The organism is Streptomyces lincolnensis, from assembly GCF_001685355.1.
Lineage (GTDB): Bacteria > Actinomycetota > Actinomycetes > Streptomycetales > Streptomycetaceae > Streptomyces > Streptomyces lincolnensis.
This window is the reverse complement of the sequence record NZ_CP016438.1, coordinates 6,639,183-6,654,232: the sequence shown is the minus strand read 5'-3', so window position 1 is coordinate 6,654,232 and position 15,050 is coordinate 6,639,183. Positions and strand designations below refer to the sequence as shown.

Here is a 15,050-nt window from a genome sequence, read left to right as displayed (position 1 = left end):
TCAGCGCATCGTGAGGGCGCCGTCCGGGTCAGGTGCGCGAGTGCGGCTTCTCCATGGCGGCTCGGAACCGGGCATATCCGTCGAGCTCCGGGCCGTCGCCGCGCACCCTTCTGGTCCGGGTGGCCCAACTGCCCCAGACGCCGGCGCCGATCGCGGCCAACAGCGGAATCAGCAACCAGACGAGCGCCCCCATGCCGACCTCCAACCCCACCTGAGCCATCACAACTGACTGATCAGCAGATTAATCATCCGCACTGACAACGCTCATGCCGGGGGTGCGGTTACGCAACCGGAGGCCGTACGGGGGGGGTGGGGCCTCCGGCGTCAGCAGGCCCCCACCCACTCCTCGGTGCCGTCGGAGAACTTCTGATGCTTCCAGATCGGCACCTCGTGCTTGAGGTCGTCGATCAGCTTGCGGCACGCCTCGAAGGCCTCGCCCCGATGGGGGCAGGAGACGGCCACCACTACGGCGAGATCGCCGACCTTCAGGTCACCCACCCGGTGCACGGCCGCCAAGGCCCGCACCGGGAACTCGGCGACGACCTTCTCGGCGATCCGCCGCATCTCGGCCTCGGCGCTGGGATGGCACGAGTAGCCGAGCTCGGCGACGTCGGCGCCCCCGTCGTGGTTCCGCACGGTCCCCACGAAGAGCGCGGTGCCCCCGGCGGCGTCGTCCCCGACGGCCCGGAAGACCTCGTCCAGGGAGAGGGCCGTCTCCCGGATGGCGAGGAGCTTGATGGGGTCCTGCGCGGCCTGCTCGCCGGGGTGGTCATGTGTGGCTGCCATGCCCCCATCGTGCCGCACCCGTCGGATCAGGGGGAACAGCCTGATCGTCCGGCACACGCGCGTGCCCGTTCGGAGCCTCCTACAGGCGACACGCCGAATCTCCGGCCGAAGCCTCCGACCGTCAGAACCTCCGGCCGTCAGATCCGTCGCCGGGCCTTGCGCGCCCGCCGCACCACGGCCGCCGCGCCCAGCAGCGCGACCGTCGCGCCCGCGGCGCCCGCGGCCGTCGCGTCCTTGCGTCCCAGCCGCCGTCCGGCCACCGTGTGCCGCCCGGAGACCTCGTCGAGAAGCTCCGCGAGGACCTCCTCGTTGGTCCACTGCGGCCGCCATCCGGCGTCGTGGAGCCTGCTCCCGCTGACCACCCAGGGGTACATCGTGTAGGCGAGGTCCCCGGCCGGGGACGGCGTGAGCCCGATCCGGTGCAGCCGGGCCGCGGCCCCCAGGGCGACGGCGGACGGCAGCTCCATCCGGCGGATCCCGCTGAGCTCCTCGACCTCCTCCTGCTCCAGCCAGCCGTCGCACCCGACGGCGAGCTCTCCCTCGACCTTCTCCAGAACCGCGTACTCCAGGGCGCTGCACAGATCCTCGACGTGGCAGAACTGCCAGGCCGGCCGCGAACCGGCCACGACGAGCAGCCGGGGCGACTCGAAATACCTGGTCAGCGCGGTGTCCGTGCCTCCTACCAGGACGGCGGGACGGACCACGGTGACATTGAGCCCGGGATGCGCGCGCGGGGCCCGCCGCGCCAGCCGCTCGATCTCCAGCAGGTCGCCGACGCCGGTCGCCTCCGCCGTGGCCCTGAGCTCGGCGTCCTCGGACAGCGGCAGCTCGTTGTCGGGCAGGGCGCCGTAGACCATCGACGAGGTGCACAGCACGGCGCGGTGGACCCCGGCCGCGGCGGCCGCGGTCAGCACGGTCTGCGTGCCGCGCACGTTGTACGCCGTCCGGGCGGCCGCGTCGGTCTCCAGGTCGAGGTCGAGGGCCAGATGGACCACCACGTCCGCCCCGCGCAGTTTCTCCGCGATGGCCGGATCCCGTACGTCCAGGATGTGCCAGGTCGCCGCCGCGCACTCGCCCCGCCGCTCGTCCAGGGCGATGACCTGCTTGATCTCCTCCGAAGCGGCCAGCCGCTCGGTGAGCAGCGCGCCGACACCGGACGCGGCACCGGTGACCGCGACGACGGGCCCGCGCATACTGGACGGGGTTGAGTGGTTTCGCGCTGCGCGAACCTGTGGATCTGGGGAACTCACCGGGCGTCTCCAGCGGTTGTCTTCAGTACGAACGCGAGTGACGCGTACGTACCAGGTGGCATCCATCCTGCCGCAGGCCGACAGTCGGCGAAGCACCGAGGCCCGAACCGCCCATGGTGTCTACGCTGGGTGGTGTTATCGGGCAGTCGCGCCGTCGGAGAGAAACCGGCGGCCTTACCAGCCGAGGGATCCCGTGAGTGACACCCCATTCGGATTCGGCCTTCCGCCGGAGGAGCCGGAAGACGGCGACGAGGGCAAGAAGAAGGACCAGCAGAGCGGTGGTGGTCAGGGCCCGGCCAACCCGTTCGGTTTCGGCGGCCTGCCCGGAGCCGGTGGCTTCGGTGGCCCGGGCGGCCCAGGTGGTGACAATCCGCTCGCTGCCATGTTCGGTTCCCTGAACCCCACCGATCTGGGCGCCGCGTTCCAGCAGCTGGGCCAGATGCTCTCCTACGAGGGCGGCCCGGTGAACTGGGACATGGCCAAGCAGATCGCCCGCCAGACGGTGTCCCAGGGCACCGCCGACGGCACCAAGGACGCGAGCGTCGGCCCCGCCGAGCGCACCGCCGTCCAGGAGGCCGTCCGCCTGGCCGACCTGTGGCTGGACGACGCCACGTCGCTGCCCTCCGGGGCCGGCTCCGCGGTGGCGTGGTCCCGCGCGGAGTGGGTCGAGGCGACCCTGCCCGCGTGGAAGGAGCTCGTCGACCCGGTCGCCGAGCGCGTCGGCGCGGCCATGGGTGACGTCCTGCCGGAGGAGATGCAGGCCATGGCGGGCCCGCTGATCGGCATGATGCGCTCGATGGGCGGCGCCATGTTCGGCACCCAGATCGGGCAGGCCGTCGGTGTGCTCGCGGGTGAGGTCGTCGGCTCGACCGACATCGGCCTGCCGCTCGGCCCGGCCGGCAAGGCCGCGCTGCTGCCGGTGAACATCGAGGCGTTCGGCAAGGACCTCGGCGTGGGGAAGGACGAGGTGCGGCTGTATCTCGCCCTGCGCGAGGCCGCCCACCAGCGTCTTTTCGCACACGTGCCGTGGCTGCGCTCGCACCTGTTCGGCGCGGTCGACGGCTACGCGCGCGGCATCAAGGTCGACACCGCGAAGCTGGAGGACGTGGTCGGCCAGTTCGACCCGCAGAACCCGGAGCAGTTGCAGGACGCCCTCCAGCAGGGCATGTTCCAGCCGGAGGACACGCCCGAGCAGAAGGCCGCCCTGGCCCGTCTGGAGACCGCCCTCGCGCTCGTCGAGGGCTGGGTGGACGCGGTGGTCCACGCGGCCGCCAAGCCCCGTCTGTCGTCCGCGGACGCGCTGCGCGAGACCCTGCGCCGCCGTCGTGCCTCGGGCGGCCCGGCCGAGCAGACGTTCGCCACGCTGATCGGCCTGGAGCTGCGCCCCCGTCGGCTGCGGGACGCCTCCCGTCTGTGGGCCTCCCTGACGGACGCGCGCGGTGTCGACGGCCGGGACGCCCTGTGGGCCCACCCGGACATGCTGCCGACGGCCTCCGACCTGGACGACCCGGACGGCTTCGTGCACCGCGAGCAGCTGGACTTCTCCGAGCTCGACAAGATGCTGGGCGAGGCGGCGGACAAGCCCGACCTCAAGAAGCCCGACCCCAAGCCCGATCCCGAGAAGAAGGACGACGACACCGAGTGAGCCTTCACGACGACGCCGCCCTGGTCCTCAAGGCCTACGAGGACCAGGCGGATCTTCGCCAGGCCTACCTCGACCATCTTCACGCTCACCCGGACGGCATGTGGAAGTCCTGCGCGGACGGGCACATCACGGCGAGCGCCCTGGTGATCGACCCGTCGCGCGAGCGGGTCCTGCTGACCCTCCACAAGAAGTTGCGCATGTGGCTCCAGATGGGTGGCCACTGCGAGCCCGGCGACACGACGTTGGCCGATGCCGCGCTGCGTGAGGGGACCGAGGAGTCGGGCATCGCGGGACTGGACCTGCTGCCCGGCGGCCCGGTCCGCCTGGACCGCCATCACACCCCCTGTGCCTGGCATCTCGACGTCCAGTACGCGGCGACGGCTCCCGCGGGCGCCGTCGAAGCGATCAGCGACGAGTCCCTCGACCTGCGCTGGTTCGCCTACGACAAGGTCGCCGGCGTCGCCGACGAGTCGGTCGTACGACTGCTGGAAGCGACCCGCGCGAGACTGTGAGCGCGGGTGGCGGTGGCTGTCAGCGCGGGTGACGGCGGTTGTGAGCGCGAGCGGCGGCTGTGGGCCCATGGGTAAGGGGCGACCACCATGGGTGGCCGCCCCTTACAGGCGCTGTCCGCAGGGGTCAGGTGTTGCTGCCTCCGAGGGAGTTCCCGCGCATGCCGAACTGGCCGAGCATCCCGCCGTTGCGCATGCCCTGCGGGGGCAGCAGCTCGCTCGGCTGGACCAGGACGTGGCCCGTGCCGGAGAAGTGCATCTCCCAGCCCTCGCCGGTGGTGCCGCGGCGGCGCCACACCGAGGAGGTGGAGGTGGGCGCCTGGAGCTGGGTGCGCAGGGACGTGGACCAGGCGATGACGGCGTCGGAGTCGACGCAGACGTTCTTGTCCGGGTTCACCTCCAGCACCAGCGGCTCGCCCGAGGTCATCAGCACGACCTGCCCGGAACCGGACAGCTCCAGGTTGTAGGCGCCCGCGGAGGCCACCTCGACGGCGCTGTCCACAGCGACGATGCCGACCCCGAGGGAGCCATCGAAGGCGAGCACGGCGGAGCTGTCGACGGTGATGCCCCGGCCGACCTCCATGACGTGCAGATACTGGGCGAAATTGGCCAGGTAGACGATGCCGTTGCCCTTGCAGCGCATGAGTTCCAGGCGCTCGCCGGTCATCCGCTCGGCGTTGCGCCAACTGCGGTTGCGGTACTGGCTGTCGAACTCCACCTGCCCCTCGAAGGCCACCATCGCGCCCTGGCGGGCGAGCACGGGACTGCTGCCCCGGGTGACGTCGGTCTTGAGGAGCTGCGGGTTCTGGAGGGTGTAGCGGCCGGTGGACTCCACCGGGACGTGTGCGAAGAGTGTGCTGTGCATGATGTGCCTGGTGCCCCTCTCAGCCCCGGATCTTGAATCGGTCGCCGGTGTCCTCGCTCGGCTGGACGACCACGAAGCCCTGGCCCTTGAAGCCGATCTGGAAGGCCTCACCGCTGCCCCGGCCGATCAGCGCGCTCGCCTTGATGGTGCGCCGGGCCTTCATGTCGAGGCCGGTCGTCCAGGCGATGAGCGCGTCCGGGTCGACGTACGTCTCCCGTTCGGCGCAGTCCAGGGCCATCGGAACGCCCCGGCTGACCAGCGCGACCCAGCCGGTGCCCTTGACGACGAGGTTGGTCAGGCCCGAGCCGGACAGCTTGGCGAGCCCCTTGACCGGTTCGATGGCGAGTTCCAGCGAGGCGTCGCAGGCCAGCAGCGTGGCGCCGTTGACGGAGAGCGCCTCGCCGTTGAGGTGGAGGACGATGACGTCACCGCCGTAGTCGGCGAGATAGAGCTCGCCGTCGCCGCGGCAGAGCATCAGCCTGCCGCCCTCGCCGGTGACCATCTCCTCCGCCGAGCGGCGCAGGCTCGCGGGTGCCCCGTCGAACTGCACATAGCCCTCGTAGGCGATCATCGAGCCGGCCTTGGCGATCAGGTCCTGCCCGCTGACCATGGTGACCTTGAGCGTCTTGGAGCTGTGCACGCTCATGCGGAGACCGGTCGAAGCGGCCCGGTGCGCGTTCAGAGTCTGGGTGTCCATGGCCTCACACCTCGAAGGGCTGTACGACGACGAAGTTGCCGGGGGCGCCGCGGAACTGGAGGTTCACGGCCTCGGCCGTCTGCCGGGCGTACCCGGAGCGACGCAGCCTGAGCGAGGTCGTGGTGACCGCCTGGGCGCCCGCGGACCAGGCGATGACCGCGTTGCCGTCGACATAGGTGGCCGGGCCCACGGGGATGACGACCGGCACGCCGCGGGTCTTCACGGCGACCGCTCCGGTGCCGGAGAAGAGCATGCTGAACAGGCCCCCGCCCTCCAGCCCCGCGCCCTCGATACGGCGGATCTCGGTGTCCAGGGACTCGTCGAAGGCGAGCACACCGCGCGCGCTGGTGTAGAGCTGCTCGCCCTGGAGCCGGATGACGAAGACCCGGCTGGCCTCGTCGGCGAGGAACACCTCGCCGTTGCCGGTGCAGCGCATCAGGGCCATGCCCTGGCCGGTCAGCGCGCCGGTGAGCTTGCCGAGCAGTCCGGAGCCCTTGTGGGCGAAGTCGATGTCGCCCTGGTAGGCGACCATGCTGCCCTGCTTGGCGAGGATGGGCGTGTCCTTGGTGAGCGTGGCCCGTACGAGATACGGGTTCTGCTCGGTCCAGCGGTCGCCGACGGGGGCTTCCGCGTACTTCGTCAGGACGACACGCACGTTCGCCTCGGGCGGCACCGGAGCCAGCTGCGTCCCGCCGCCGAAGGGCTGCGCCTGACCGGGGAAGGCCGCGGGGGCACCCGGGGGCGTGAACTGTCCGGCGGGGGCGCCCGGAGGCGAGAACTGTCCGGCGGGCGCCCCCGGGGGCGCGAACTGGCCGGGGGGCGCTCCGGGCGGAGTGAACATCTGGGGGCTGGCCGGTGCCGGGGGTGCCTGCGGGGGCACGCCCGGCGGGGTGCCGACGCCGGCGGGCGGAGTGTTGCCGACGATCGTGGGGGCGTTGTGGACCGACGGAGCCGGGGCGGGGGCAGGCGCGGGGGCGCCGAAGCCGGGTGCCGGCGGCGCGGCCTGCTGCGGCGGCGGCGCGAACGTCGGCGACTGGGCCGGCTCCGGGGCGGCGGACGCGGGCTCCTCCTCGGCGACCTCGCCGCCGAAGTTCCTCAGCAGCGCGTCCAGGCCGCCGTCGAAGCCCTGCCCGACCGCGGCGAACCGCCAGACGTCCTTCAGATAGAAGTCGCCCAGCATCACGGCCCGTTCGGTGGTGAACTCCGAGCCGTTGAACGCGTACCGGGCCACTTCTTCGCCGCCGGCGACGATGCGGATGTACCCGGGGGCGACCTGTGACATCTGACCGGCGCCGTCGATGGTCGCCGTGAACGACAGCTTCTGGATCTGCCGCGGAATCTGATCGAGCGTGACCCGGAAGGACTCGGTGTCACCGGACTGGGCGCCCAGGAGCTGAATGGCGTCCTCGGGTGACTTCGGCTGATTGAAGAAGATGAAGTACCGGTCGTCCGAAAGCCGTTCGTCGGCGTCGAGACCGAAGCAGCTGATGTCGAAGGTCAGCCCGGGACCGGAGATCTGTACACCTACGTACAGATCCGTCCCCGCGGTGAGGTCACTGATCTTGGCCTTGTGGCCGCGTTGGAATTCCCTGGCCATGCGTAACGACCGTCCCCCATCCCGAATGCAAGTGCGTCGCGACAGGCTAACGGCAAACTCGGACACCGGCCGAAGTCGGTACAGATCCGGTACAAAATCCCGCTCCGCGACCGGCGTGTCGAACAGTCCGGGCGAATGGTCACTCGCCGCGGGCGCCCGGCAGGTGCGGCAACCGCTCGGCGGCGACCACCCCTTCGAGATATCCCTTCGCCCGCTCGGTCCGCGGATACGCCTCCAGCAGCCGCCAGAAGCGGGGTCCGTGACCGGGTACGAGCAGATGCGCGAGCTCGTGCAGCAGGACGTAGTCCACGACGTACTCGGGCATGCCCTGGAGGCGGTGGGACAACCGGATGCTGCCCTCGGCGGGGGTGCACGAGCCCCAGCGCGTGTTCTGGTTGGTGACCCAGCGCACGGACGAGGGGCGGGCCCGCCCGTCGAAGTACTGGGCGGACAGACGCTCGGCGCGCTCGGCCAGTTCGGCGTCACCGAGGACCCGCTTGCTCTCCTGGGCAGCCAGTTTGTCGAGCATGACGCTCACCCAGCGTTGTTCCTCCGCCTCGGACATCCGAGCAGGGATGAGCACGACGGTGCGATCGCCCTCGCGGTACGCGGAGACCGTCCGGCGTCGCCGGGCGCTCCTGCGCACCTCGATCGCGCTCGCCCCCGAGCCGCTCGGCGGCTGGCTCGTCGTACTGCGCTGTGGCGTTCCGGCGCGGTGCAGTGGGTCGGCGGGCACGCCCCGACGTTACCCGCTGCACACGGAGGAAGTCCCGAGTCCGGGGCGGTTGGGTTCCGATCCCCCACAAGCGTTTGATGCGTACGACTGACTTGTACGACTAACACCCACCGCCTGTGGACAACTTCCGGCACCCGTCGCCGGACTTGGACATGCTGGCTCCAGCCGGTGGCACCGCGCCGGGGTCCGACCGACTCCGGCGGGCCCACGACCGGTTCCCACCGGCACACGGGGACGTTCTACGAGGGCTACGGGGGCCTTGTCATGGAGCACATGGTGTCGTCTGCGGCGGTTGCGCATCCGAGGGTTCCGATCGTGAAGCCCGCGCTGAGGCGCGGCTGGCGTGATCGCAACACCGTGCAGTTCGGGATGACACCGGCGCACGCGATGACGCTGGGTCCGCTGGACCCGGCGACGGCGAGCTTTCTCGACCTGCTCAACGGCACGCGCGGGCTGGAGCTCCTGCGTGAGGAGGGCCGGCGCATGGACCTGCCCGACGGCCATGTCGACGCCCTGGTGGAGCGGCTGGCGGGGGCCGGGCTGGTCGACGACGCCAAGGGCGGTGGGCCGGCCGCCGACACGCTGCGCGGAAAGAAGGAGGTCCTCGACCGGCTGCGTCCCGATCTGGCCTCGCTGTCCCTGACCGCGTCCGAACCGGGTGAGGCGATCGCGCTGCTTGCCGCCCGGCGGTCCCTGCGGGTCCAGGTCCGCGGCGCGGGACGGGTGGGCGCGGTCCTGGCCTCGCTGCTGTCGGGCGCGGGGATCGGCGAGGTCGACGTGCGGGACGTGGGGCGTGTGGAGCGCGGTGACGTCGCCCCGGGCGGGCTGCCCGCCGAGTCCGTCGGCGACCGCAGGGACGAGGCCGCCCGGCGGGCCGTCCGCCGTGCCGCACCGGACCGCCCGCCACGCCGCACCCCACGCACGCCGTTCGACAGCGAGGACGCCGGCCTGTCTCTGGTCGTCCTCGCCCCGCGGGACGACATCGACGTGCACGCGCCCGTCCCGAGCGCCGCCGAGCCCCTGATCACGTCCGGCATCCCCCATCTGTACGCCGGGGTCGTGGAGGCGACCGGAGTGGTGGGGCCGCTCGTCCTGCCCGGGGAGACGGCCTGCGCCGGCTGTCTTCAGGAGGCGCGGGTCGACCGGGACCAGGCCTGGCCCCGCCTGGTCACCCAGTGGCGCTCCGGCCGGCCCCGCCGGGAGCGGCCCTGCGACCTCACACTGGCCACGACCGTGGCGGGACTGGCCGCCGCGCACGCCCTCGCCTTCCTGGACGGCCGGCTTCCGTCCAGTGCGGGTGCCCGCTGGGAAGTCTCGCTACCCGCTCTGACCTGGCATGCTCGGCCGGTGTGGGGTCATCCTGCATGTCCGTGCGGGGCAGCGGAGAAAGGTAAGGGGGAACGCACCTCCAACGCCGAGGAGTGGCACGAGACAATGGCGGAGCAACGACCGTCGACGGAGGTACGCCGTAGCTCCGACGCGACGCGGCCGGCAGGTACCTGGAGGGCGCATGTCTGATCTTCCCCGGAAGGCGGTAACCCGCACCGCCAAGCTCGCCGCGCTCCCGCTCGGTTTCGCCGGACGGGCGACCTGGGGACTGGGCAAGCGGATCGTCGGCGAGTCCGCGGAACTGGTCGGCCGTGAGCTGCAACAGCGCACCGCCGAGCAGCTGTTCAAGGTGCTAGGGGAGCTCAAGGGCGGCGCGATGAAGTTCGGCCAGGCCCTGTCGGTCTTCGAGTCCGCGCTGCCGGAGGAGATCGCCGGGCCCTACCGGGCGGCGCTGACGAAGCTCCAGGAGGCGGCCCCTCCGATGCCGACGCGCACCGTGCACTCGGTGCTGGCGGAGCGGCTCGGGGCGGACTGGTCCGAGCTGTTCCTCACGTTCGAGGACAAGCCGTCCGCGGCCGCCTCGATCGGCCAGGTGCACCGCGCGGTGTGGCACGACGGCCGTGAGGTCGCGGTCAAGGTGCAGTACCCGGGCGCAGGCGAGGCACTGCTGTCCGACCTGAACCAGTTGAGTCGTTTCGCTCGTCTGCTCGGTCCTCTGATCCCCGGTGTCGACATCAAACCGCTGATCACCGAACTCAGGGACCGGGTCTCCGAGGAGCTGGACTACGGCCTGGAGGCGCAGGCCCAGCGTGCCCATGCCGAGGAGTTCGCGGACGACCCGGACGTGGCGGTGCCCGATGTGGTCCACCAGTGCGAGCAGGTGCTGGTCACGGAGTGGATGGAGGGTGTCCCGCTGTCGGAGGTGATCGCCGACGGCACGCAGGAGCAGCGCGACCGGGCCGGTCAGCTCCTGGCCCGTTTCCTCTTCTCCGGTCCCGCCCGCACCGGGTTGCTGCACGCCGATCCGCATCCGGGCAACTTCCGGCTGCTGCCCGGCGGCCCGGACGGCGAGGGCGACTGGCGCCTGGGCGTCCTGGACTTCGGCACGGTCGACCGTCTTCCGGGCGGTCTGCCGACTCCGATCGGCGGCTCCCTGCGGATGACGCTGGACGGCGAGGCGGAGGCCGTCTATGAGCTGCTGCGCGCCGAGGGCTTCGTCAAGGAGTCCATAGAACTGGACCCCGACGCCGTGCTGGACTATCTGCTGCCGATCATCGAGCCGGCCGAGGTCGAGGAGTTCACCTTCACCCGCGGCTGGATGCGCAGCCAGGCGGCGCGGATCGGCGATCCTCGCTCCCCTGCCTACCAGTTGGGCAAGCAGCTCAATCTGCCTCCGGCGTATCTCCTCATCCACCGGGTGACGTTGAGCACCATCGGTGTGCTGTGTCAGCTGGGGGCGACGGTGCGGCTGCGTGAGGAACTGGAGGAGTGGCTGCCGGGGTTCGTGCCGGAGGAGCCCCTGGACGAGGAGGAGTCGGCGGCTCAGGCGTGACCTCGGGGCGGGCGGCTCACCACCAGGCCGAGTCCAGCCGCCCCTCGATCGCCCTGAGGTTCTCCCGGGAGCAGGTGTCGCAGAAGTACTGACGGACACCGTTCTCCACGGAACAGGTCCAGGTCGGCTGCGGCCCCTCGGCCGGGGTGCCGCAGCGAGCGCACACGAGGGACGCGGGCTCCACGGCGGAGCCGTCGTCACTGCCTCCGGAAAGACTCGTCACCCGGCGACGATAACGCCGCGGCCTGCGGATCGGGGCACAACGCACCGCGGGGGCCGGTCCGTTCGGACGGACCGGCCCCCATGGGGAGAGCTTCGTCTCCCTGTTCGGGAGACCACCGCTTCAGGGTGTGTCGGATTACTGCATGACGGCCATGGCGAGCGCCCGGCGGGCGCGCAGCGAGGCGCGCTCCGCCTTGCGCTGCATCCGGCGGGCGGTCATCAGGCGGCGGGCCTGACGGTCCCGCTCGGCCTCGTGCAGTAGCTCGTGCATATGCGCACGTGCCAGGGCTTCTGGGATGAGTTGCATCTCTCGGGTCCTGTTCTGGCGCGAGTCCATGGCGCCACTTGTGGTGAAGTCTTCAGGCGTCGCGCCTGCGCGTTCGTTGGTGGACGGCTTCATCGGGGCCTGCTTCTTGGGGTCGTGCGTGAGGGGGCGGTCGATCGTTCCTGCGGTGTTCATGCTGTGACCGGGTTCTTGCGCGGGCGGCCACGCGGCCGCTTCCGGGCAACGACGACACCCTGCACGAACAGCTCGCCACCCCAGACGCCCCAGGGCTCACGCCGCTCCTTGGCGCCGGCGAGGCAGGCCTCCATCAGCGGGCAGGTGCGGCACAGGGCCTTGGCGTACTCGACGTCCGCCGGCGACTCGGCGAAGAAGACCTCCGGGTCGTAGGAACGGCAGGGGACGGGCACGCCGAGGTTCTCGATGGCGTCGTCGAGCGCGGTGAGCGCAGTGAGCGGAGTCAAGGTGGAGTCCTCCGTGAGGCCGGGCTTGGGGATCGTGTCGGAAGGCGGTACGGACGGGGCGTGCGCTTCGAGTTGCACGGTTGGTCTTCCTCGTCTGGTCGGTCCGGTCCTGTTGGACCGGGTGTCGGCTTGGTACCGGGTTCTTTTCTTGTCCCGAGGCCCCTTCGCTCCGTCGTCCCCGTTCGGGGCAAACAGAAGGGCCGCGGATCCCGGATGGGGTTCCGCGGCCCTGAAGGCGCCGACCTGATCGTCGATCAGGCTGGATCACTCCAGGGTTCTGGCCCACGGAAGGCCCACATCTGGTGGTGCTGCGTCGTCTGCTTCCGGTTTCCGGCACCGGCCGCCGTAAAGGCATAGGCGTGCGCCTGTGCCACTACTGCTTCCAGCGCCTTGGTCGGTCGCTCATTCCGCTCGCGGACGGGAAGGTCCGCCAGAGACAGGGAGGACGCCGGACGCATGGCAGGAATGCCGGACAGACCGGTGCCCAGGTTCGAAACGCCGAGCATGCACGCGGAGACGACCGAGCGATCGGTCACTTTGGCGGTGCTGCTGGAGCTGAAGTTGATGCTGATCACTGGAATCGCCTCCTCTCGGCGTCTCGGGGGACTGGGGGTGAGCCAGTCCGACGGATATGCAAGTAGAACACGGAATCGGGGCCTCCGAGAAGGCCTCCGTCCCCGTGGCTAAGAACCTATGGGGATTGCTGGGGCATGCGCAAACTATTTTTCCGACGAGTTCGGATCAGTTCGCATCTTCTTCTCCCCCGGGCTCCCGACCTGCGCAGATGGCGAGGACGTCGGCTCCGTAGCGGTTGAGCTTGCGCATACCGACGCCCGGGATGCGGGCCAGCTCCCCCTCCTCGTCGGGAGCGGCCTCGGCGATCGCGATCAGTGTCTTGTCGGTGAAGACGCAGAAGGCCGGCTGTCCGCTGCGCTGCGCCTGGACGGCGCGCCAGTCGCGCAGCCGCTCGTAGAGGCCCTCGTCCATGTCGGACGGGCAGTCCTCGCAGCGCATCAGTTTCATCTCGCCGGCGTCGGTGAGCGTGCGTCCGCACACCCGGCAGCGGGCCGGGCTGCGCTGGGTCCGGCGCCGGACGGTGCCCGGCCCGCCGGAGGTGAAGCCCCGCTCCACCCCGCCGGACCCGACCGCGACGGCACGGCCCGCGACGGCGGCGGAGCCGGGGCGCAGGCCGTCGAGGAAGCGGCTGGGGCGGCGGTTGGGGCGGCCGCCGGGCGAGCGGGAGAGCGCCCAGGAGACATAGAGGTGTTCCCGGGCCCGGGTGACACCGACATAGAGGAGGCGGCGTTCCTCCTCGATCTGCTCGTCCGTCTTTGCGTAGGTGATCGGCATCATGCCCTCGGCGACACCGACCAGGAAGACGACGTCCCACTCCAGCCCCTTGGCGGAGTGCAGGGAGGCGAGGGTGACGCCCTCCACCGTCGGGGCGTGCTGGGCACCCGCCCGCTCGTCGAGCTCGGCCACGAGATCGCTCAGGGTGGCGCCGGGTCTGGCGGCGGCGAAGTCCTGCGCGAGGTTCACCAGCGCGGCCAGCGACTCCCAGCGCTCCCTGACGGCCCCGGATCCGGCCGGGGGCTCTGTGGTCCAGCCCTCGCCCGACAGCACGGCACGCACCTGCGAGGGCAGGTCGACGACGTCGTCCAGGAGGGAGTCGTTGCCGCCGAAACGGGCCGCGCCGCGCAGGGCGACGCCCGCCTTGCGGACCTCGGGGCGGTCGAAGAACCGCTCGGCGCCGCGCAGCTGGTACGGGACACCGAGGTCGGCGAGGGCCTGTTCATAGGTCTCGGACTGGGAGTTGGTGCGGAACAGGATGGCGATCTCGCTGGCCCGGACCCCGGAGTCGATGAGTTCGCGGATGCGGCGGGCGGCGCCCTCGGCCTCGGCGGGCTCGTCGGTGTACTCGGTGTATCCGGGCTCGGGGCCCGGCTTGCGCTGGGACACCAGCTCCAGCCGGTGGTCGGCGGCGCGGCCGCGGGCCTGGGCGAGCAGACCGTTGGCGAGATGGACGACCTGGGGTGTGGAGCGGTAGTCGCGGACCAGCTTGACGACGGTGGCACCGGGGTGCCGGGTACGGAAATCGAGCAGATGGTCGGGAGTTGCTCCCGTGAACGAATAGATCGTCTGGCTGGCGTCACCGACCACGCAGAGGTTGTCCCGCTCGCCGAGCCACAGTTCCAGCAGGCGCTGCTGGAGGGGGCTGACGTCCTGGTACTCGTCGACCACGAAGTGCTGGTACTGCGAGCGGACCTGCTCGGCGATGTCGTGCCGGTCCTGGAGGATCGCGACCGTCAGCAGCAGGACGTCCTCGAAGTCGATGACCGCCCGGTCGCGCTTGAGGTCCTCGTAGGCGGCGTAGAGCTGGGCGATCTCGGCCGCGGCCCGGGGGACGTCTCGGCCGGCCTTGGCGGCCGCGAGCGGATAGTCGGCGGGGACGGTCTGGGTGACCTTGGACCACTCGATCTCACCGGTGACGTCCCGCAGCTCGCCGCGGTCGAGGCGGATACGGCAGGCGGCGGCCGCGTCGGCGACGAGCTGGACCTTGCGGTCGACCAGCCGGGGCATGGATCCGCCGACCGCCTTCGGCCAGAAGTACTGGAGCTGCCGCAGGGCCGCCGAGTGGAAGGTGCGGGCCTGGACGCCGGCCGCCCCGAGCTGACGCAGCCGGCCGCGCATCTCACCGGCCGCGCGGTTGGTGAAGGTGACGGCCAGCACGGTGGAGGGCTGGAGGATCCCGGCCCGGACGCCGTAGGCGATGCGGTGGGTGATCGCTCGGGTCTTGCCCGTCCCGGCGCCCGCCAGCACGCACACCGGGCCGTGCAGGGCGGTGGCGACCTCGCGCTGCTCGGGGTCGAGCCCTTCGAGCACCGCGTCGGGCGAGCCCGGTGTCTGCGGGAAGAGCGTGGAGTGCGTTGCTGCTGTCACACGGCCATGCTGCCAGGTCGCCGGAGACGGCTGAGCCGGTTGTCCACAGGCGGGTACCCGCAGTCGTACTAATGCGGCAGGCGTCACGTCGAGTCCGGCGGCCGGGACGGGAATGGTGGCCCTTTCACGTACGTTGCCTCACTACGACCCATCCCGAGCCGCCGAAGGAGCACAA

At 71.1% G+C, this 15,050-nt stretch carries 16 protein-coding genes; 4 read left to right on the top strand and 12 right to left on the bottom strand.

The genetic code is table 11. The features are described from left to right. Nucleotides 1-28: 28 nt before the first annotated feature. The 3 genes from SLINC_RS29725 to SLINC_RS29715 all read right to left on the bottom strand — a co-directional run bounded on the left by SLINC_RS29725 (nt 29) and on the right by SLINC_RS29715 (nt 2,036). Entirely contained in the window at nt 29-220 is a 192-nt protein-coding gene (locus SLINC_RS29725; protein ID WP_159425370.1) for a hypothetical protein, read from the bottom strand. 104 nt (nt 221-324) lie between these two features. Next, on the bottom strand, nt 325-786 hold the full coding sequence (locus SLINC_RS29720) for a molybdenum cofactor biosynthesis protein MoaE (protein WP_067439243.1): 462 nt from the start codon (nt 784-786) through the stop codon (nt 325-327). 137 nt (nt 787-923) lie between these two features. Continuing rightward, a complete protein-coding gene (locus SLINC_RS29715; protein ID WP_079164795.1) occupies nt 924-2,036 on the bottom strand; it encodes an SDR family oxidoreductase in 1,113 nt (370 codons plus the stop codon). A 193-nt stretch (nt 2,037-2,229) separates the two neighbouring features. Between SLINC_RS29715 and SLINC_RS29710 the strand changes: the two genes are divergently transcribed. Then, entirely contained in the window at nt 2,230-3,681 is a 1,452-nt protein-coding gene (locus SLINC_RS29710) for a zinc-dependent metalloprotease (protein ID WP_067439235.1), read from the top strand. Next, the gene (locus tag SLINC_RS29705; RefSeq protein WP_067439232.1) at nt 3,678-4,193 is read left to right on the top strand and encodes an NUDIX hydrolase; all 516 of its coding nucleotides are present in this window, start codon (nt 3,678-3,680) and stop codon (nt 4,191-4,193) included. Before SLINC_RS29710 ends, SLINC_RS29705 begins: the two co-directional genes overlap by 4 nt. Before the next feature lie 124 nt (nt 4,194-4,317). Here SLINC_RS29705 and SLINC_RS29700 read toward each other — a convergent pair whose 3' ends face one another. From SLINC_RS29700 to SLINC_RS29685, 4 genes are all read right to left on the bottom strand, one after another. Further along, nucleotides 4,318-5,055, bottom strand: a complete 738-nt coding sequence (locus SLINC_RS29700; RefSeq protein ID WP_067439229.1) for an AIM24 family protein — start codon at nt 5,053-5,055, stop codon at nt 4,318-4,320. A gap of 19 nt (nt 5,056-5,074) precedes the next feature. Next, on the bottom strand, nt 5,075-5,752 hold the full coding sequence (locus tag SLINC_RS29695) for an AIM24 family protein (RefSeq protein ID WP_067439226.1): 678 nt from the start codon (nt 5,750-5,752) through the stop codon (nt 5,075-5,077). A gap of 4 nt (nt 5,753-5,756) precedes the next feature. Beyond that, complete coding sequence (locus SLINC_RS29690; protein WP_067439223.1) at nt 5,757-7,349, bottom strand: TerD family protein; 1,593 nt, start codon at nt 7,347-7,349, stop codon at nt 5,757-5,759. A gap of 139 nt (nt 7,350-7,488) precedes the next feature. Further along, nucleotides 7,489-8,085, bottom strand: coding sequence for a M48 metallopeptidase family protein (locus tag SLINC_RS29685; protein ID WP_079164794.1), 597 nt, complete (start codon nt 8,083-8,085; stop codon nt 7,489-7,491). A gap of 273 nt (nt 8,086-8,358) precedes the next feature. On the opposite strand from SLINC_RS29685, the gene SLINC_RS29680 reads away from it, so the two are divergent. Together SLINC_RS29680 and SLINC_RS29675 are read left to right on the top strand one after the other, a co-directional pair. After that, nucleotides 8,359-9,603 (top strand): TOMM precursor leader peptide-binding protein, encoded by a 1,245-nt coding sequence (locus SLINC_RS29680; RefSeq protein ID WP_067445836.1) that lies wholly within the window; start codon nt 8,359-8,361, stop codon nt 9,601-9,603. Then, a complete protein-coding gene (locus SLINC_RS29675) occupies nt 9,596-10,966 on the top strand; it encodes an ABC1 kinase family protein (protein WP_067439217.1) in 1,371 nt (456 codons plus the stop codon). The genes SLINC_RS29680 and SLINC_RS29675 overlap by 8 nt, the downstream gene beginning before the upstream one ends. Nucleotides 10,967-10,982: 16 nt before the next feature. On the opposite strand, the gene SLINC_RS48140 is transcribed toward SLINC_RS29675, so the two are convergent. The 5 genes from SLINC_RS48140 to SLINC_RS29660 form a co-directional block, all read right to left on the bottom strand. Then, the gene (locus SLINC_RS48140) at nt 10,983-11,189 is read right to left on the bottom strand and encodes a hypothetical protein (protein ID WP_152038989.1); all 207 of its coding nucleotides are present in this window, start codon (nt 11,187-11,189) and stop codon (nt 10,983-10,985) included. A 135-nt stretch (nt 11,190-11,324) separates the two neighbouring features. Continuing rightward, the gene (locus SLINC_RS29670; RefSeq protein WP_067439215.1) at nt 11,325-11,648 is read right to left on the bottom strand and encodes a hypothetical protein; all 324 of its coding nucleotides are present in this window, start codon (nt 11,646-11,648) and stop codon (nt 11,325-11,327) included. Further along, a complete protein-coding gene (locus SLINC_RS29665; protein ID WP_067439212.1) occupies nt 11,645-12,013 on the bottom strand; it encodes a WhiB family transcriptional regulator in 369 nt (122 codons plus the stop codon). The genes SLINC_RS29670 and SLINC_RS29665 overlap by 4 nt, the downstream gene beginning before the upstream one ends. Nucleotides 12,014-12,189: 176 nt before the next feature. Next, the gene (locus SLINC_RS46350; RefSeq protein WP_079164793.1) at nt 12,190-12,510 is read right to left on the bottom strand and encodes a hypothetical protein; all 321 of its coding nucleotides are present in this window, start codon (nt 12,508-12,510) and stop codon (nt 12,190-12,192) included. Nucleotides 12,511-12,676: 166 nt separating this feature from the next. Beyond that, nucleotides 12,677-14,875, bottom strand: a complete 2,199-nt coding sequence (locus SLINC_RS29660) for an ATP-dependent DNA helicase UvrD2 (RefSeq protein WP_182449218.1) — start codon at nt 14,873-14,875, stop codon at nt 12,677-12,679. Nucleotides 14,876-15,050 lie beyond the last annotated feature (175 nt).

Excerpts from the sequence above, each read along its gene's own strand:
- SLINC_RS29725 (WP_159425370.1), bottom strand. The coding sequence starts at position 220 with ATGGCTCAGGTGGGGTTGGAGGTCGGCATGGGGGCGCTCGTCTGGTTG.
- SLINC_RS29720 (WP_067439243.1), bottom strand. The coding sequence starts at position 786 with ATGGCAGCCACACATGACCACCCCGGCGAGCAGGCCGCGCAGGACCCC.
- SLINC_RS29700 (WP_067439229.1), bottom strand. The coding sequence starts at position 5,055 with ATGCACAGCACACTCTTCGCACACGTCCCGGTGGAGTCCACCGGCCGC.
- SLINC_RS29695 (WP_067439226.1), bottom strand. The coding sequence starts at position 5,752 with ATGGACACCCAGACTCTGAACGCGCACCGGGCCGCTTCGACCGGTCTC.
- SLINC_RS29690 (WP_067439223.1), bottom strand. The coding sequence starts at position 7,349 with ATGGCCAGGGAATTCCAACGCGGCCACAAGGCCAAGATCAGTGACCTC.
- SLINC_RS29680 (WP_067445836.1), top strand. The coding sequence starts at position 8,359 with ATGGTGTCGTCTGCGGCGGTTGCGCATCCGAGGGTTCCGATCGTGAAG.
- SLINC_RS29675 (WP_067439217.1), top strand. The coding sequence starts at position 9,596 with ATGTCTGATCTTCCCCGGAAGGCGGTAACCCGCACCGCCAAGCTCGCC.
- SLINC_RS29670 (WP_067439215.1), bottom strand. The coding sequence starts at position 11,648 with ATGAACACCGCAGGAACGATCGACCGCCCCCTCACGCACGACCCCAAG.